Consider the following 16,591-nt stretch of genomic DNA (forward strand, 5'->3'; position numbering starts at 1 on the left):
CCTGGTTCGCTCGTCCGCCCGTTTCCCGGGCGGACAGGACACGTAGGTGCCGGCGCCTGCCCTCGATCGGGTTCGCGCGCGGTGCCTGGTGCCACGAGCACCTGGTGAGCAGCTACGCGCGACCCTGCGGGCACCCACCACCACCAGGCCTCGACCGGGGCCACAGGAAGGCACGCCCGCACCATGAACAAGCCCACCCGCCGCACCACCAAGGTCCTCGCGGCCGCCACCACTCCCGTCGCGCTCATCGGTGCCGCGGCGCTCATCTACACGTCCTCGTATGCCGCCTTCACCGGACAGACCCGCAACTCAGGCAACCAGTGGTCGACCGGGTCGGTCAGCCTGACCGATGACGACAACGGCTCGGCCCGCTTCCAGGTCAAGGACATGCTCCCAGGCGCGACCGACACCAAGTGCATCAAGGTGACTGCCAACGCGTCGGTGCCCAGCACCGTGAAGGGCTACGCCGTCAACCCGGTCACCAGTCCGCAGGGCCTGGAGAACCGCATCAAGGTGACCATCGACTCAGGCACCGGTGGCTCATTCGCCGACTGCTCTGGCTTCGTCGCCGGCGGTCCGGCACACGTGACGGACGTCTCGCTGAGCCAGATCGCCCAGGTCAACACCTTCGAGGCCGGCTTCGGCGGCTGGACCGTCGATCCGGGCGTGCGCGACCGGACCTACCGCCTGACCTACAAGTTCGACACCACCGGCATGACGCAGTCGGAGATCGACCAGCTCCAGGGCGCCACCACCGGCATCGACATGCAGTGGGAGATGCGCACCAACGGCTGACCCGCGGGTGCGCCACGCCACCGGTTCACCCGCACCTCGTCATGCCATGACCGGCCGGGGCTGACACGCCACGTCGCCCCGGCCGGTCCCAGCGACACCGGCCACTACCGTCGATCCGCCGTCGCAGCGCCCGTCGAACAGCCTTACAGTCCTGGAGGCTCCATGCCCTCCCAGCGCACCGCGGCCGCGGCCGCCGGCTGGGCACGGCTGACAGCCGTGCTCGTCTCGCGCGCCTACCGCACGGGCCTGCTGACCCTCTCGGTCGTCGCGCTCGCGCCGCTGCTGTTCGGTTGGGGCTCCTTCGTCATCAAGTCCGGCTCGATGGGGCCCTCGATCGACGTCGGCGACGTCGTGGTCGCTCGCCCCTTCGCGATCGGGGAGGAGGTTGCCGTCGGCCGCGTCTACGTCTTCGACGACCCGTCGACCAGCCGGGAGCAACTGCTCACGCACCGCATCGTCGAGCTGCGGGACGACGGGTCCTACACCAGCGCAGGCGACGCGAACGAAGTCACCGACGCCACCCCAGTCACCACCGACGACTTCGAGGCCCGCGGCATCCTGCTCGTCCCCTTCGTCGGCCTGCCGGTGACCTGGCTCCAGGATCGCCAGTGGGTCAGGCTCGGCCTCTGGCTGTTGTTGACCGTCGCCGCCTTCTGGACCGCCACCCGCAACCTCGACGGGGAGCCGCCGAAGTGGAACCTGCTGCGGCTCACTCCGCGACCGATGCGCCAGCGCCGCTCGGAGCACACGTCAGACGACGCCGACGACGACAACGGCGCCCAGGAGGTCCCGGCTGCTCGGCGAGTCCCGCACCGAGTCGCGCGCCGCCACGCTCCCGCCCTGCTCGGGATCGTCATCGCGCTGAGCGGCACCGGTCTCGGCACCGCCAACGCCGGCTTCACCGCCCAGACCAGGAGCCCCGGCATGCGGTGGACCGTCGCCAGCTTCGTCCAGCCGTACGTCGCCGCCGTGCTCGCCGACAACCCTGCGACCTTCTGGCTCCTCGACGAGGCAGTTGGCACCGGCACCGCCCAGGACCGCTCCGGCAACCAGACCCTCGGCACCTACCGCGCCGGCGCAACCCTGGGGCAGACCGGCGCGCTGACCAGCCGCAACCCCGGCACCTCGATGCGCGCAGCCGGGGGCCTGGCGGTCACCTCGGCCAGGCCGGTCGCCGCACCGACCGCCCATTCCATCGAGCTGTGGTTCCGCACCACCTCCACCACGGGCGGCTATCTCGTCGGATTCGAATCAACCACCGCGACAACCTCGCCGCTGGCAGACCGCATCGCGCGGATGACCCCCTCCGGACAGCTGACCTACGGCAACTGGAGTACCAATCCGGTCCGAACCATCACGACCCCTCGCGCCTACAACGACGGGAACTGGCACCAGCTGGTCGTCGCCGTCGCCAACCCCAGCTCCTTCGGCGACACCGTGCTCTACGTCGACGGCGTCGCCGCCGTCTCCGGTCAGACCTCGAAGGCGGAGGCCTACAACGGCTACTGGCGTGTTGGCGCCGGAGCAGGCACCAGCCCCGCCTTCAACGGGACCATCGACAACCTCTCGATCTACCTCACGACGATGCCCGCGGCCAGGGTCGCCGCCCACTACGCCGCCAGATGACCACCCTCCGAGCGGCGATGAGAACCGAGCGTTGCAGCCGCCGACTCTCGTGTCATAGGCGACCACAGGACCGAACAGTCATGTGAAGCCGGCGGCGGAAAGACGCAGCTCGAAGCGGATTGACCACAGCAACCCGCGCACCGGCCCGAGATGTCAGATCATCGTCGTGGCCGGCGGCGACAGGGCTGCGCCGGCCGCACCCAGCGGCGCGGCCGACCAGATGTCACGCGAGACGGGCGGCCGGCGCCGAAGTGCCCTCGGATGCGGGGACGTCGATGCCTGCCTCTGTTCGGCCCGTGTGCCGCCACAACGAGACACCCAGCCCGATCAGTGCGACGTCGGTGGGGACGGCCATCGGTCGGTCGAAGGCGGCCGGAAGGACTGCCAGGAGAGCCGTGCCGGAGGTGCCGATCGCCAGCAGGGCCGCGGCCCATCGGGCGAGGACTGCGGCGCGGAACAGCGCTACGCCGAGGAGCACTCCGCCGAGCAGGTAGCCGGCGCCGGCGACGTTGAACAGGGTTTGCAGGGCGCCGATGTCGCGGTCGATCGTCGCGCCGGTCGCAGCTGCGACGGCGTCGTCGACCAGTCCCGGATGGGTGTCGACGAGGATGGGCAGCACGACTGCGGCGATCATCTCGACTGCCAGGATGGCGAGGTAGCCCGTGGCAAACGTGAGGCATCCGAGGAGTCCCAGCACACCCAGTCGGCGGTGCTGGTGCAGGTACATGCCGGTGATGCCCGCGAGCGCGAGGGCTGCCATTGCCGTCTTGGCCAAGCTGCGCGCCACCCATTCGTCGGTCTCGGTGGTGAAGGTGCCGGGATCCGGGTGACCGATCTGGACGGCGATGAAGATGCCGCCCGCGAGGGCGGCAGACGCGCTGCTGGCCCTGAGGAGCCTGGTCGTGGTGATCGCGCTGAGAGGTGGCACCGCACCATTCTCGGGCAGGGCGCGAGGCGGCGTGCGTGATTCGGGGTAGGTCTGGGGGCTGCCTCGGGGGCCGCTCAGTGCGGCATTCGATGTTTGGCGTCACGATGCGCCCCTGAGGTCGTTACATGTGTAGCGGGCGCCGCCGGGTGCTCGTGTTCTGCTGGTGCTCGGGCCGAGCCGGACGAGCAGGGGGTGGGTCTGTGTCTGGGTCGACCGTGCGAGCGCTGACACTGCCGCCTGCCTCGACCGCGGCGCGTGAGGCGCGGCGCGCGGTGCGGGACGCAGTGACGAAGTCGGGGGCTGCGGATCTCGCCGAGGCGGCTGAGCTGGTGACCTCGGAGCTCGTCACGAACGCCGTGGTGCACGCTGGGACGCACGTGCGCCTCCTCATCACTGCAGAGGCGAAGGCCGTCCGCGTGGAGGTGGGTGACGCCAGTCCGCACCTGCCGATCCGCCGGTCCTGGTCACAGATGGCGGGCACCGGACGGGGTCTGGCGATCGTCGAGGATCAGACTGACAGGTGGGGCGCATCGCGGGTCGACGCTGGGAAGGTCGTCTGGTTCGAGATCGGAGAGCCCACCGGTCCGACGCCTCGAGAGACCGTCGCGGCCAGCCCGACCGGTGACACCGTGATCACCACGTTGGTGAACGTTCCCCTGCTCATGCACTGGGCCTGGCAGGAGCACGCGTCCGCGCTGTTGCGCGAGTACCTCCTGTACGCGCTGGAGGACGAGCCACAGGCGGTCGAGGAACACGCTCGCGCCAGCGACGCACTGAGAATCCTCGAGGAACAGATCCCCAAGCCGCAGCTGCCGATCGACCCGGCCGCCCTGATAGCCAGCTCCGTCGAACCGGACACGACCGCCGAACGCCTCGAGCTCGTGGTCCCGGCTGCCGCAGTAGCGCACTTCGAGGTGCTCGACCACGTGCTCACCCGCGCTGTGCGAGCGGCCGAGGCCGGGCATCTGCTCGGTCCGCCCACCCAGCCCGAGATCGTGGAGATGCGCCAGTGGCTGTGCGGGCAGGTGCTGTCGCAGAGCGACGGTGGTCGGCCCGTCCCGTGGGCCGTCCGCACCGACTTGCGCAGCTCCTTCACGAGCAGCTCCCCGTCAGCTGAGATCGCACGCGAGGTGGAGCGACTGGACGTCCCTGCGCTGGTCGCGAACGACGCCGGGGTGATCATGGCCGTCTCGCCGGGGCTGGTGGAGCTCCTTCGCTACCAGGACGCCTCCTCCCTGCTGGGGCGCCGAATCGTCGTCGTCATCCCTCCACGGTTCCACCAGGCCCACATCGCCGGGACGACGTTGCACGCCACGAACGGACGCGACGTCCTGTTGAACCAGTGGGTCGTCGTGCCCGCTGTCCGGGCGGACGGGAGCGAGGTCACGGTGGAGCTGCGCGTCGAATCGCAACGCGCGAACGACGCACATCATTTCGTGGCCCAGTTCCGCGTGCCGCACTGAGGACGCCGCGCACGAGGCGCCCGTCCCTCACGGAACGGGCGCCTCGCCGCTTGTTCGGCGGCTCGGGGCTTCAGTCGAGGAAGCTGCTGATGAAGGCGTAGGCCTCCGGGGTGTCCACGCGGTACGAGAAGTCATTGCCCTTGCAGGTGTTGTTCAGCCCGAAGCTGTTGACCGCCACGACGATGTCGGTGCTCCGGTAGAGGATGGGACCGCCCGAGTCGCCCGAGCAGTTGCCGCCGCGGTCGTTGCCGGGGTTGTTCGTCGTCTGCAGCCCGTAGTCGCCCACCAGAGCGTTGTTCAGGCTGATGAGGTCGCTCTCGGCGTACATGCGGATCTTGTCGCCGATCAGGTAGGGCTTGCGCTGCTGCAGGCCATACCCGACGGTCGTGAAGTAGGTGTCGCGCTGGCCTCGCCGCGTCGACAGGTCGTCGAGGTAGCCCACCGGTGCCAGCTGGGCCGGCTCGATGTCGGTGATGGCACGATCGAGGGTGAAGACCGAGAGGTCGCGCGTGTCCGGGGTCGTCAGCGAGCCGGTCCAACCCGGCATGGCGTGCGGAGCACCGACCGCGTCGAAGTCGGTCGACGTGCTGACGTCCACCGTGCGCAGATCCTCGTCGAAGAAGATGTGGGCGTAAGCCACCCCGTCGGTGCAGTGGGCCGCGGAGAGCACCACGTCTTCGTCGATGAGCGTGCCGCTGCACCGTCCCGCATACGTCCCGTCCTCCTCGAACAGTGCGATGAGCGCGACGTACGGGTGCGCGCCGTTGTCGACCTGGCCGTAGTTGATGGCGTGCGCCGGGGCTGCCGTGGTGCTGAGTCCGAGGACGAGGGCAGCGGCGAGAAGTGTGCGTCGGATCATGCGGGTGCCTCCCGGTTGGCTGATGAGTGCGAGACCATCGTCCTCGGCGCTGGTCCCGGGCGCTAGGTGGGAACAGGGCAGTTTCGGGTCCGACGTGGTCGGTCAGCCCGGTGCCGGAGCGCCAGCGGGGGTGCCGCGCGGACGCCGCCCGCCCCCTACCCCGGCCGCCGGACCTCCAGCAGCCCCCGGTCCTCGACCAGGTCGAGCGAGAGCGTCCGGTATCCGACGTCCTCGAACAGCACGGTGATGCGGTCGTCCTCGACGTCGGTCACGGTGCCGGTGCCGAACTCCGGGTGCTCGACCGTGTTCTGCACGGCGTACGGCGCGTCGGCGTCCTGCGACTCGTCCGGCGCGTCGCCGGAGAGGCAGTTGTCGCACACCCCGCAGCGGTCGCGGACCTCGGCGCCGAAGTAGCCCAGCATGAAGGCGCTGCGGCACCGGTCGGTCTCGGCGTACGCGCGCATCATCTCGACCCGCGACTCCTCGAGCCGGCGGTGCGCCTTCGCCCGCTCGACCACGGCGTCGACGACCGCGTCGAGGTCGGCGTCGTCCCGGACGTCGCCCGCGGCCCTGGCGAGGTTGACGAGGTTGATGATGCGACCCGCCTTGCGGAAGCCGAAGTCGAGGTGCTCGCTCACCTCGCGCGGGTCGTCGCTGTCCGCCGCCCTCATCGCCTCCACGACCGCGCGCACGTCGCGGGGCTTGGGCACGGGCGTGGCGAAGAAGTGCCCGAGCGAGAGGTCCTCGGCGCGGTAGGCGAGCACCGCCTTCGCGGTCGCGCGGTCGCGGCCGGCCCGCCCCACCTCCTGCCAGTACGTGTCGGGGGACTCCGGGACGTCGGCGTGCACCACGAAGCGGATGTCGGGCTTGTCGATGCCCATGCCGAAGGCGGACGTGGCCGCCACCAGCGGCACCTCGCCCGTCATGAACTCCTCGTGCACCTGGTTGCGCCGGCGCTGGGGGAGGCCGGCGTGGTACGCCGCCGCGCGGTACCCGCGCTCGACGAGCGCCTCGGCGAAGGACTCCGCGCCGGCGCGGGTGCGGCAGTAGACCACCCCGCTGCCGGGATCGCCGGCCAGCTCACCGACCAGGTCGAGCACCCGGTCGCGCTGCTCGTCGGCGTCGGCGAAGCGCTCGACCGCGAGCGCGATGTTGTCGCGCTCGAAGCCCGTCAGGACGATGCGCGGGTCGCGCAGCTCCAGCCGCTCGACGATGTCCTGCTGGGTGGGGAGCGCGGCCGTCGCGGTCATCGCGACCACCCGCGGCTTGCCGAGCTGGGCGACGAGGTCGCCGAGGCGGAGGTAGTCGGGCCGGAAGTCGTGGCCCCACGAGGACACGCAGTGCGCCTCGTCGACGGCCACCAGGCGCGGCTCGATGGAGGCGATCTCGGCCAGCACCTCGGGGTTGGCGAGCTGCTCGGGCGCGAGCAGCAGGAAGCGGACCTCGCCCGACCGGGCCGCCTCGAGCACCGCGGCACGGGCGCTGTCGGACTCCGCCGAGCTCAGCCGCGCGGCGGTGAGCCCGGCCTCCTCGAGCGAGTCGACCTGGTCCTGCTGGAGCGCGAGGAGTGGGGAGACGACGACGGTGCACCCGCCCAGCAGCAGCCCGGCGACCTGGTAGACCAGCGACTTGCCCGAGCCGGTCGGGGCCACGAGCAGCACGTCGCGCTCGTCGAGGAGGGCCAGGACGGCGTCCTCCTGGCCGGGCAGCAGCTCCCGGTGCCCGAAGTGTCGTGCTGCTGTCTCGCGCACCTGCTCGGCTGCGATGGCCACCCGGGCCCCTCTCGATGTCCGTCGCGCACGGCCTGTGCGACCGGTGGAGGTACCCGGCCGCGCGAAGCGGCATGCGGGAGAGGTGGGTCACCGCGGGCGGAAGCCAGAGCACATGATCCGCAGGTGCTCGATCGTCGCGCCGCCGCGGTAGTAGGCCTGCTGCTCGGCGACGTACGAGCCGTCCGGGTTGACGAGGTCGAAGCGGTAGCTGACGTGCGAGGTGTCGGCGACGTCGGACCGCTCGGCGACCTCGACCACCCGCTCGATCGTGTCCGACTCCTCGAACCACGAGCCGAGGACCGTCTCCACGACGTCGTCGGGGCCGGAGCCCTCCCAGAGCCGGCCGGGGGTGAGCCCCTTGAAGTCCACGTCGTCGGCGAGCAGGGCGCGCAGCGCGGCCTCGTCCTTGGCCGCGATGGCGCCGGCGAGCCGCGCGCCCAGGCTGTCGGTCATGCGGTCAGTGTGCGGCCCCGCCGGGGCTGAGGGGAAGTGGGGTCACGGTCGCTCCGTGCGGTCGCGCAGCCACGTCGTCGTGCCCGGTGCCATGCCGCGTGACTTAGGGGTCGACGGCACCGGGCTCACGAGGAGTGCGGCATCGTCGGGGAGCGACCACTTGAGGGCGTGGAAGACCGCCGACAGCGACTCGGTGCTGTCGACCAGCAGGAGGCCGGGTGCCACCTCGCGGGCCTCCGTCCACGGACCCTCGAGCGTGTCCGGCGGGGCGGCTGTCCAGGCGAGGTAGACCGGCATGTCGCCGATTGTGGCGTCAACCCGCCAGCGCCGCGAGGTCGCGCTCGGCGTAGAGCCGGTGCTCCCACTCCTCGTTGAGGACCACCTTCAGGCACGCCGCCACGGTGAGGTCGTCCGCGTCGCCGAGGAACGGCGTGGCCGAGGTGACGCGCCGCTCGAGCCCCTCGTCGGTCAGGCCGTCGAGCACCGCCTGCACGGTGGCGCGCCGCCGGGCCCGCAGGTCGAGCACGTCGTCGAGCGAGGGGCGTACGTCGCGGTCCCACGGCACGCCCGCCACCGCCGGCGCCTCGTCCCACGGCAGGTCGAGCGGGTGCCACGGCGACAGGTCGCCCAGCACCACGCCACCGACCCAGCAGGCGTGCGCGAAGCCGAGGTGCCGCAGCGTCTCGATGAAGGACCACTCCCCGTCGACATGCTCGTGCAGCCGGTCGGCGGGCAGGGCCCGGGCCGACCCGACGGTGCCCGCCCACAGCCGGTCGAGCGTCGAGAACGCCGTGCGGAAGCCGGCGAGGTCGGTGGGGCGCATCAGCGCCCGCTCGGGCATCCGGCGGTCGAGCTCCGCCTCGACGAGGGGAGCCACGTCGACCCCGTTGACCACCAGCCTGCCGACCTCTCCATGGATCTCCATGTCGGGCGCCTCGACGCCCGTCATGCGGACGCCCTTCAGCCAGGCGGCACGCAGGCGGACCTCGCTGAGGTCGACGTCGCGGAGGTCGGCGCCGGCGAGGCGCACCTCGCGGAAGGTGCTGCCCGACAGGTCGACCCGCTGGAGGGTGGAGCCGCCGAGGTCCTGCTCGGTGAAGTCGCTCATCCCGGCAGGCTAGGAGTCGTTGCGGACGATCCGCGACCGGTTCGATCATGTGTCCATGACCGACGCCCCCCGCACGCCCGGCACGGTCGCCGTCCCCGGCGCCGTCCTCTCCTTCGACGTCATAGGCGACCTCGCCGACGCCACCGCTTCCTCCCCGCCGCTGGTCCTGGCGGGATCGCCGATGGACAGCACCGGGTTCGGCAGCCTCGCCGCCGCGCTGAGGCGGGCGGCGCCGGACCGGGTCCTGGTGCTGACCGACCCGCGCAACACCGGCCGCAGCACCCGCGACGACGACACCGCGCCGGTGACGCCCGAGCAGCACGCCGACGACCTGCACGCGCTCGTCGAGGCGCTGGGCGTCGGGCCGGTCGACGTGTTCGCCTCCTCGGGCGCCGCGGTCAACTTCCTGCACCTGGTGGCGACGCACCCCGGCGACGTCCGCACCCTCGTCGCGCACGAGCCGCCGATGACGGCGCTGCTCCCCGACGCCGAGGCCATCGCCCGGGTGTGCGCCGACATGGTCGCCACCTACGACGCGTCCGGCCGCGGACCGGCGATGGCCCGCTTCATCGGGCTGGTGATGCACCGCGGCGAGGTGCGCGGCGACGAGCCCGCTCCCGACCCCGCGATGTTCGGGCTGCCGACCGAGGACGACGGCTCCCGCGACGACCCGCTCATGGCCAACATGCGCGGCGAGGGCGTCACCCGCGTGCCCGACCTCGACGCGGTGCGCGCTGCGAGCACCCGGGTGGTCGTGGGCGTCGGCGAGGAGTCGGGTGGGCCGGCCGACGGCGAGGTCGCGGGGCGGTCGGCGTACGCCGTCGCGCGAGCCCTGGGCCAGGAGCCCGTCGTGTTCCCCGGGGGCCACAACGGCTTCCTCGGCGGGGAGTTCGGCCAGACGGGCAAGCCCGAGGAGTTCGCCGCGCGCCTGCGCGAGGTGCTCGCCGGCTGACCGGTCAGCGACCGGCGGTCACCAGGTCAGCTCGATCTCGACCTCGTTGGACTCGCCGAGCTCGACCTCGACCTTGAGGGCGACCTCGTCGGGCACGGCGACGGTGATCCGACCGCCGTCGCGCGCGAACTCGATGGAGTTGTGCTTGGCGAGCGAGTCGGCGAGCGCGCGCAGTCGGGTGGCGGCCTCCTCGCGGGTCATGGTCCGGGTCTCGTCCATCTCGAAGAGCTCCATGGCCCGAACCTAGCCAGCGGCTACAACCCGAGCATCCGGCCGATGATCTCCTTCTGGATCTCGGTCGTCCCGCCGTAGATGGTCTGGATCCGCGAGTCGGTGTACGCCTTCGAGATGGGGTACTCGCTCATGTAGCCGTAGCCGCCGTGGAGCTGCACGCCGGCGTCGACGACCCGCTTCTGCAGCTCGGTGGTCCACCACTTCGCCATCGACGCCAGCGCGGTGTCGACCTCGCCGGCGTTGAGGCGCAGCACGCAGTCGTTGATGAAGACCCGGGCGACGTGCGCCTCGGTGGCCATCTCGGCCAGGACGAAGCGGTTGTGCTGGAAGCTGCCGATGGGGCGGCCGAACGCCTCGCGCTCCTTGACGTACGCCAGGCACAGGTCGAGGACGTGCTCGACGGCCGCGACCGCGATGCAGCCGATCGAGATGCGCTCCTGGGGCAGGTTCTCCATCAGCGACACGAAGCCCGAGCCCTCGGGGCCGAGGAGGTTCCCCTTCGGCACGCGCACGTCGGTGAACGACAGCTCGGCGGTGTCCTGGGCGTGCAGACCCATCTTGGCGAGGTTCCGGCCGCGCTCGAAGCCCTCCATGCCCCGCTCGACGACCAGCAGCGAGATGCCCTGGTGCCCGGCCTCGGGGTCCGTGCGGCAGACCACGACCACCAGGTCGGACAGGATCCCGTTGGAGATGAAGGTCTTCGAGCCGTTGAGGACGTAGTGGTCACCGGCGTCCACGGCCGTGGTGCGGATGCCCTGGAGGTCCGAGCCCGCGCCCGGCTCGGTCATCGCGATGGCGGTGACGAGGTCGCCGGACACGCAGCCGGGCAGCCAGCGACGCTTCTGCTCGTCGGTGCCGAGGGAGGAGATGTAGGGGACGATGATGTCGGTGTGCACGGCGAAGCCCGGGCCGGTGGCACCGGCGCGGGCGGCCTCCTCGGCCAGCACCATGTTGTAGCGGAAGTCCTTGATCCCCGGCCCGCCGTAGGCCTCGTCGACGTCGAAGCACAGCAGCCCGCGCTCGCCGGCCCGGCGCCAGACCTCGCGGTCGACGACCCCGTCGAGCTCCCACGCCTCGTGGTGCGGCACGACCTCCTTGTCGAAGAACGCGCGCGCGACGGCGCGGAAGTCCTCGTGCTCCCGCTCGAGGATGCTGGGACGGTCAGGCACGGTTCCTCCGATCGGCCGGGGACCTCCCCGGTGGGGTGAGGCGACGCCGCCGGGGCGCGCCTACGTTGGCAGCATGAGCCTCGTGAGCACCGCCGTGCGGGCGACCCACACGGTCACCAACGCCGCCTGGTTCGGCGGGGCCCTGTTCGGGGCCGTCGGGCTCAACCCGGCCGCCCGCGAGCCCGACACCGAGCGCGAGCGGGTCGAGGTCTCGGGGACGGGCTGGGAGCGCTGGGGCCCGGTGCAGGGCGCGGCCATCGCGCTGCACCTGCTGAGCGGACTGGCGATCACGGCCGACAACCGCAACCGTGTCGTCGCCCACCGGCCGACGACCGCCGCGACGGTCGCCAAGGCGGTCGTCACCAGCGCCGCGGTCGCGTCGACGGCGGCCGCCTACGTCTACGGCGAGCGGCTCGGCCGGGCCGCCGGCGAGGACGGCCACCCGCGCGACCCCCGGGCGGCCGACGACGCCCGCGGCAAGCTGCGCTGGCTGCAGTGGACGACTCCCGCGCTCACCGGCGCGATGCTGGTGCTCGAGGCCCATCTCGGGGAGCAGCAGCGGGGCGCGGCCGGGCTGCTCGACGAGCGCTGGTGACGTCGTGACCGTGCCCGGCGGGCACGGGGTCACGACACCCACTCCTTGAGCTGCTCCACCGTCGCGACCGGGTCGGAGACCGGGGTGACGTGGAGGTCGGTGACGCCGGCCTCCCGGAAGGCGGCGATGCGCTCCTTGACGTACGACGCGGGGCCGACGAGGTTCGCCGCCTCCAGCCACTCGGTCGGGACCAGCGCCTCGGCCTCCTTCTTCCTGCCGGAGAGGTAGAGGTCCTGGATCGCCTCGGCCTCCTCCTCGTAGCCGTAGGCGCGGGCGACGTCGTTGTAGAAGTTCCTGCCCTTGGCGCCCATCCCGCCGACGTAGAGGGCGAAGTACGGCCGGGCGAGGTCGAGCAGCGCCGCGGTGTCGGGTCCCTCTCCGATCGCGACCAACCCGCCGGCCATCACCTGCAGCGGGCCCAGGCCCTCCTGTCGCTCGGCGTTGCCGGCGGCGAGGGCCTCGCCCCACACGGTGTGGGCCTTCTCGGGGTGGAAGAGGTGGGGGATCCAGCCGTCGGCGATGGCGGCGGTCTGCTCGACGTTCTTCGGACCCAGCGCGGCGATCCAGATCGGGATGGTGTCGCGCTCGGGCCGGGTGAGCAGCTTGAGCGGCTTCCCGAGCCCGGTCACCGCGCCGTCGTCCTTGGTCAGCGGCAGGTGGAACTCGCCGTCGGCGGTGAGCGGCTCGCGCCGGAGGCCGCGGCGGACGATGTCGACGACCTCGGCGGTGCGGGCCAGCGGCCTGCGGTAGGGCACGCCGTGGAAGCCCTCGATCACCTGCGGGCCGCTGACCCCGAGGCCGAGGATCGCGCGCCCGCCGCTCACGTTGTCGAGGCCGGCTGCGGTCTGCAGCAGCGCGCCGGGCGTGCGGGAGTAGATGTTGAGGATGCCCGAGCCGATCTGCACCGTCTCGGTCCGCGCCGCGAGGTAGCCCATCAGGGTGGGGGAGTCGAAGCCGTACGCCTCGGCGACCCACACGCTGTCGAGGCCCGCCTTCTCGAGGGCGACCACCTGGTCCGCCGCGGCGCGCGGGTTGCCGTCGTACATCAGCAGGGAGGCGAGACGCATGCCGCAATCGTGACAGTGACACTGTCACGATTGCAAGGGTGGGGCGTCCGGCGCGGGGAGCGCTCGCGGGCGGATCAGCCCTTGCCGTGCCAGGACTCCCAGAGCGCGGCGTAGGGACCGCCGGCGGCGACCAGCTCGTCGTGCGGACCGAGCTCGGAGATCACCCCGTCCTCCACGACCGCGACGCGGTCGGCGTCGTGCGCGGAGAAGAGCCGGTGCGCGATCGCGATGACGGTGCGCCCCTCCAGCACCGCCGCCAGCGAGCGCTCGAGGTGCCGGGCCGCGCGCGGGTCGATGAGGGAGGTGGCCTCGTCGAGGACGAGCGTGTGCGGGTCGGCCAGCACCAGCCGGGCCAGCGCGACCTGCTGCGCCTGGGCCGCCGCGAGCGCCAGCCCGCCCGACCCCACGACGGTGTCGAGGCCCTGGGGCAGCGCGTCCACCCACTCCAGCGCGTCGACGGCGTCCAGCGCCTCGCGCACCGCGTCGTCGGAGGCGCCGGGGCGCGCGAGCACGACGTTGTCGCGCACGCTGCCGACGAAGACGTGGTGCTCCTGCGTCACCAGCGCGACGTGGCCGCGCAGGTCGTCGAGGGGCAGGTCGACGAGGTCGACGCCGCCGACCGTGACCCGCCCGGTGCGGGGCGGGTGGATGCCGGCCAGGAGGCGGCCGAGGGTCGACTTGCCCGCGCCGGAGGGGCCGACCATCGCGACGCGCTCGCCGACGCCCACGTCGAGGTCGATGCCGTGCAGGACGTCGCGGCCCTCGACGTAGGAGAAGCGGACGTCCTCGGCCTCGATCTGCTCGTCGTGCGGCCGTGCCTCGCCCGCGGTGCGGTCGTCGGGCACGAGCGAGACGCCGAGCAGCCGCGCCAGGGAGGCAGCGCCCATCTGCAGCTCGTCGAGGATGGAGACGATCCGGTCGAGCGGGTCGATGAGCATCTGGACGTAGAGCGTGGCGGCGGTGACGTCGGCGAGCGACACCTCGCCGCGCGTGTGCAGCCAGCCGCCGAGGAGCAGCGTGCCGACCACCGGCAGCAGGTAGCTGATCTCCATGCTCGGGAAGAACACCGTGCGCAGGCGGAGGGTGTACCTCTCGGCCTCGAACGACCTGGCGCAGTCGGCGTCGCCGCGGGCGATGCGGCGCTCCCCGAGGCCGAGCGCCTCGACGGTGCGGGCGCCCTCGACCGTCTCGGTGAGCGAGGCGGTGATCTCCGAGTACGTCGCCGACTCGCGCTCGTAGCCGTCGCGCGCGCGGGCGAGGTACCAGCGCAGCCCGAGCACGAGCGGCGGCGCGGCGAGCAGGCACGGCAGCGCCACCCACCAGCCGACGCTCAGCGCGGCGGCGAGGGTCAGCACCGCCGTGACCACCGCGATCGTCCACTCCGGCAGCGCCATCCGGACCGACCAGCCCAGCTGGTCGACGTCGCGGTTGGTGCGGGTGAGCAGGTCGCCGGAGCCGGCCGACTCGACGGTCCCGACCGGGAGCGAGAGCGCGCTGGCGACGAAGTCCTCCCGCAGCTCGGCCAGCACCTGCTCCCCGAGCACCTGGCTGTAGTAGCGCGCGAAGCGGGTGAGGACCGTCTGGACGACGAGGAAGCCGGCGAGCAGCAGCGCGATGCGGTCGACGTGGCCGCGGGTGGTGCCGTCCTCGACGGCGCCGACCAGGTCGCCGAGGAGGCGGGGTGCGGCCAGGGCCGCGACCGCCGCGAGCACGTGGAGGGCCAGGGCGCCCCACAGCAGGCGCGGGTGCCGGCGGGCGATGCGGACGGCGTACGACCGCACGTCGCGCGGCCCGGCCACGGGGAGACGGGTGGTCACGAGGCCTCCTCCGCCAGGTCGGCGGTCTCCCGGGTGACGACGGCCCGGTAGCCGGGCTCCGACTCCAGCAGCCACGCATGGGTGCCGCTGGCGACGACGCGGCCGTCGACGAGGAAGGCCACCTCGTCGGCCGTGTCGAGCAGCAGGGGGCTCCCGGTGGTGACCACCGTCGTCCGTCCGGCCCGGTGCTCACGCAGCCGGGACGCGATGCGCGCCTCGGTGTGCGCGTCGACCGCCGAGGTGGGCTCGACGAGCACGAGCACCTCCGGGTCCGCGGCCAGGGCGCGGGCCAGCACGAGACGCTGCCGCTGCCCGCCGGAGAAGGACCGGCCCTTCTCGGTGACCACGGTGTCGAGCCCGGCGGGGAGCTCGGCGAGCACGTCCTGCGCCGACGCGGCGGCCACGGCCTGCTCCACACCCCCGCGACCGGCGACGTCGAGCACCTCGCGCAGCGGGCCGGAGAACAGCTGGGCGCCGGAGTCGGACACCACGACCCGGCGCCGCACGTCGGCGCGGGGCAGCGCCGTCAGCGGTACGCCGCCGAGGGTCACCTCGTCGTCGGGCACCGGCGCGCACAGGCCGAGCCGGTCGGCGAGCGACGCCGACTCGTCGGGGTGCTCGGAGACGATCGCCGTGAGCCGGCCGGGGGCGACCCGCAGCCCCGAGCGGGCGTCGGCGAGCTCCGATCCGACGGGCGGCGCCGGCGCCGGGCCGACGGGCTCGTCGAGGTCGGGCTCCAGGGCCAGGACCCGGCACACGCGCCGTGCCGCGACGCGACCGCGGATGTACTTGTTGGCGAACTCCGTCGCCGTCCGCAGCGGGATGAGGAGGAACGCGGAGTACCCGTAGAAGGCGACGAGCTCGCCGGCCGTGATCTCGCCGGCGACGGCGGCGCGGGCGCCGAGCCAGACCACCAGCACGACGAACACGCCGGGCAGCAGCACCTGCAGCGCGCTCAGCACGGACTGCACGCGGGCCACCTGGACGCCCGCCTGCCGGGTGTCCTGCGACTCGCGGCGGTAGCGGGACAGGAACACCTGCTCGCCGCCGATGCCGCGCAGCACCCGCAGGCCGCCGACGATGTCGCTGGCGGTGTTCGACAGGTCGCCCATCAGCTGGCGCTGGTGGGCGCTGCGGGACTGCAGCGGGCTCAGCAGCGGACCGATGAGCACGAGCAGCAGCGGCACCCCGAGCAGCACGACGAGGCCGAGCGTGACCGAGGTCTGCAGCAGGATCACCGACACGAGCAGGAACGAGACGACCGCGCCGGCGAAGCGGGCGAGGATGTCCATCACCTGGCCGATGTGCGACAGGTCGCTCGTGCCGATGGCAACGACCTCGCCCGTCGACACCTTGCGCGGCAGGGTCGCCCCGAGGCGCACCGTCTGCCGGGTGACGAGCTGCACCGTCCGGTAGGCCGCCACCAGCCAGTTCGTGACCGCGAAGCGGTGGCGCATGATGCCCGCCGCCGCCTGCACCAGCCCGACGACCAGCAGCACGCCGGCCCAGACCAGCAGCTGCTCGGCGTCCCGGGCCGCCACCCCGCGGTCGATGGCGCGGCCGAGCACCGCCGGGATGACGGCCTGGGCGCTCATCCAGAGGATGCCGAACGCCATCCCTCCGGCGAGGGTCGGCCACTGCCCGCGGGCGACCCACCAGAGGAAGCGTCCGGGGGAGCGGTGGTCGGCGGTCCCGGGGTCCTCGAGGGGCAGGCGTCGCACCGACCGATCCTAGGTTCGGGCCGCTCCCGCGG

At 72.5% G+C, this 16,591-nt stretch carries 16 protein-coding genes; 5 read left to right on the top strand and 11 right to left on the bottom strand.

The annotated features are described in order from the left end of the window. Nucleotides 1-183: 183 nt before the first annotated feature. Together J3P32_RS12340 and J3P32_RS12345 are read left to right on the top strand one after the other, a co-directional pair. On the top strand, nucleotides 184-795 hold the full coding sequence (locus J3P32_RS12340; protein WP_210440032.1) for a hypothetical protein: 612 nt from the start codon (nucleotides 184-186) through the stop codon (nucleotides 793-795). A 162-nt stretch (nucleotides 796-957) separates the two neighbouring features. After that, nucleotides 958-2,421 (top strand): LamG-like jellyroll fold domain-containing protein, encoded by a 1,464-nt coding sequence (locus J3P32_RS12345; RefSeq protein ID WP_210440034.1) that lies wholly within the window; start codon nucleotides 958-960, stop codon nucleotides 2,419-2,421. 223 nt (nucleotides 2,422-2,644) lie between these two features. On the opposite strand, the gene J3P32_RS12350 is transcribed toward J3P32_RS12345, so the two are convergent. After that, nucleotides 2,645-3,349 carry a hypothetical protein gene (locus J3P32_RS12350; protein WP_246850095.1) on the bottom strand — a complete coding sequence of 235 codons (705 nt, stop codon included), beginning with the start codon at nucleotides 3,347-3,349 and terminating at the stop codon, nucleotides 2,645-2,647. A gap of 215 nt (nucleotides 3,350-3,564) precedes the next feature. On the opposite strand from J3P32_RS12350, the gene J3P32_RS12355 reads away from it, so the two are divergent. Beyond that, nucleotides 3,565-4,812, top strand: coding sequence for an ATP-binding protein (locus tag J3P32_RS12355; protein ID WP_210440036.1), 1,248 nt, complete (start codon nucleotides 3,565-3,567; stop codon nucleotides 4,810-4,812). Nucleotides 4,813-4,882: 70 nt separating this feature from the next. Here J3P32_RS12355 and J3P32_RS12360 read toward each other — a convergent pair whose 3' ends face one another. The 5 genes from J3P32_RS12360 to J3P32_RS12380 form a co-directional block, all read right to left on the bottom strand. Beyond that, nucleotides 4,883-5,671 (bottom strand): trypsin-like serine protease, encoded by a 789-nt coding sequence (locus J3P32_RS12360; RefSeq protein WP_210440037.1) that lies wholly within the window; start codon nucleotides 5,669-5,671, stop codon nucleotides 4,883-4,885. Nucleotides 5,672-5,826: 155 nt separating this feature from the next. Beyond that, complete coding sequence (locus tag J3P32_RS18525) at nucleotides 5,827-7,443, bottom strand: RecQ family ATP-dependent DNA helicase (RefSeq protein WP_210440038.1); 1,617 nt, start codon at nucleotides 7,441-7,443, stop codon at nucleotides 5,827-5,829. 87 nt (nucleotides 7,444-7,530) lie between these two features. Beyond that, nucleotides 7,531-7,896, bottom strand: coding sequence for a hypothetical protein (locus tag J3P32_RS12370; RefSeq protein WP_210440039.1), 366 nt, complete (start codon nucleotides 7,894-7,896; stop codon nucleotides 7,531-7,533). A gap of 42 nt (nucleotides 7,897-7,938) precedes the next feature. Beyond that, entirely contained in the window at nucleotides 7,939-8,193 is a 255-nt protein-coding gene (locus tag J3P32_RS12375) for a hypothetical protein (RefSeq protein WP_210440040.1), read from the bottom strand. Between the two features lie 16 nt (nucleotides 8,194-8,209). Next, complete coding sequence (locus J3P32_RS12380) at nucleotides 8,210-9,004, bottom strand: DinB family protein (RefSeq protein WP_210440042.1); 795 nt, start codon at nucleotides 9,002-9,004, stop codon at nucleotides 8,210-8,212. A gap of 55 nt (nucleotides 9,005-9,059) precedes the next feature. Between J3P32_RS12380 and J3P32_RS12385 the strand changes: the two genes are divergently transcribed. Next, nucleotides 9,060-9,956, top strand: a complete 897-nt coding sequence (locus J3P32_RS12385; RefSeq protein WP_210440044.1) for an alpha/beta fold hydrolase — start codon at nucleotides 9,060-9,062, stop codon at nucleotides 9,954-9,956. 18 nt (nucleotides 9,957-9,974) lie between these two features. On the opposite strand, the gene J3P32_RS12390 is transcribed toward J3P32_RS12385, so the two are convergent. Both J3P32_RS12390 and J3P32_RS12395 read right to left on the bottom strand, forming a co-directional pair. Beyond that, nucleotides 9,975-10,190, bottom strand: coding sequence for an amphi-Trp domain-containing protein (locus tag J3P32_RS12390; RefSeq protein ID WP_210440046.1), 216 nt, complete (start codon nucleotides 10,188-10,190; stop codon nucleotides 9,975-9,977). A gap of 20 nt (nucleotides 10,191-10,210) precedes the next feature. After that, nucleotides 10,211-11,359, bottom strand: a complete 1,149-nt coding sequence (locus J3P32_RS12395) for an acyl-CoA dehydrogenase family protein (protein ID WP_210440048.1) — start codon at nucleotides 11,357-11,359, stop codon at nucleotides 10,211-10,213. Between the two features lie 73 nt (nucleotides 11,360-11,432). On the opposite strand from J3P32_RS12395, the gene J3P32_RS12400 reads away from it, so the two are divergent. After that, a complete protein-coding gene (locus tag J3P32_RS12400; protein ID WP_210440050.1) occupies nucleotides 11,433-11,954 on the top strand; it encodes a hypothetical protein in 522 nt (173 codons plus the stop codon). A gap of 29 nt (nucleotides 11,955-11,983) precedes the next feature. Here J3P32_RS12400 and J3P32_RS12405 read toward each other — a convergent pair whose 3' ends face one another. The 3 genes from J3P32_RS12405 to J3P32_RS12415 all read right to left on the bottom strand — a co-directional run bounded on the left by J3P32_RS12405 (nucleotide 11,984) and on the right by J3P32_RS12415 (nucleotide 16,559). Then, the gene (locus tag J3P32_RS12405; protein ID WP_210440052.1) at nucleotides 11,984-13,021 is read right to left on the bottom strand and encodes an LLM class F420-dependent oxidoreductase; all 1,038 of its coding nucleotides are present in this window, start codon (nucleotides 13,019-13,021) and stop codon (nucleotides 11,984-11,986) included. Between the two features lie 74 nt (nucleotides 13,022-13,095). Continuing rightward, nucleotides 13,096-14,838, bottom strand: coding sequence for an ABC transporter ATP-binding protein (locus J3P32_RS12410; protein ID WP_210440054.1), 1,743 nt, complete (start codon nucleotides 14,836-14,838; stop codon nucleotides 13,096-13,098). Beyond that, a complete protein-coding gene (locus tag J3P32_RS12415; RefSeq protein WP_210440056.1) occupies nucleotides 14,835-16,559 on the bottom strand; it encodes an ABC transporter ATP-binding protein in 1,725 nt (574 codons plus the stop codon). The genes J3P32_RS12410 and J3P32_RS12415 overlap by 4 nt, the downstream gene beginning before the upstream one ends. Nucleotides 16,560-16,591: the final 32 nt, after the last annotated feature.

Source organism: Nocardioides xinjiangensis (genome assembly GCF_017916385.1).
In the GTDB taxonomy this organism is placed as follows: domain Bacteria; phylum Actinomycetota; class Actinomycetes; order Propionibacteriales; family Nocardioidaceae; genus Nocardioides; species Nocardioides xinjiangensis.

Excerpts from the sequence above, each read along its gene's own strand:
- J3P32_RS12340 (WP_210440032.1), top strand. The coding sequence starts at position 184 with ATGAACAAGCCCACCCGCCGCACCACCAAGGTCCTCGCGGCCGCCACC.
- J3P32_RS12345 (WP_210440034.1), top strand. The coding sequence starts at position 958 with ATGCCCTCCCAGCGCACCGCGGCCGCGGCCGCCGGCTGGGCACGGCTG.
- J3P32_RS12360 (WP_210440037.1), bottom strand. The coding sequence starts at position 5,671 with ATGATCCGACGCACACTTCTCGCCGCTGCCCTCGTCCTCGGACTCAGC.
- J3P32_RS12370 (WP_210440039.1), bottom strand. The coding sequence starts at position 7,896 with ATGACCGACAGCCTGGGCGCGCGGCTCGCCGGCGCCATCGCGGCCAAG.
- J3P32_RS12375 (WP_210440040.1), bottom strand. The coding sequence starts at position 8,193 with ATGCCGGTCTACCTCGCCTGGACAGCCGCCCCGCCGGACACGCTCGAG.
- J3P32_RS12380 (WP_210440042.1), bottom strand. The coding sequence starts at position 9,004 with ATGAGCGACTTCACCGAGCAGGACCTCGGCGGCTCCACCCTCCAGCGG.
- J3P32_RS12385 (WP_210440044.1), top strand. The coding sequence starts at position 9,060 with ATGACCGACGCCCCCCGCACGCCCGGCACGGTCGCCGTCCCCGGCGCC.
- J3P32_RS12390 (WP_210440046.1), bottom strand. The coding sequence starts at position 10,190 with ATGGAGCTCTTCGAGATGGACGAGACCCGGACCATGACCCGCGAGGAG.
- J3P32_RS12400 (WP_210440050.1), top strand. The coding sequence starts at position 11,433 with ATGAGCCTCGTGAGCACCGCCGTGCGGGCGACCCACACGGTCACCAAC.
- J3P32_RS12405 (WP_210440052.1), bottom strand. The coding sequence starts at position 13,021 with ATGCGTCTCGCCTCCCTGCTGATGTACGACGGCAACCCGCGCGCCGCG.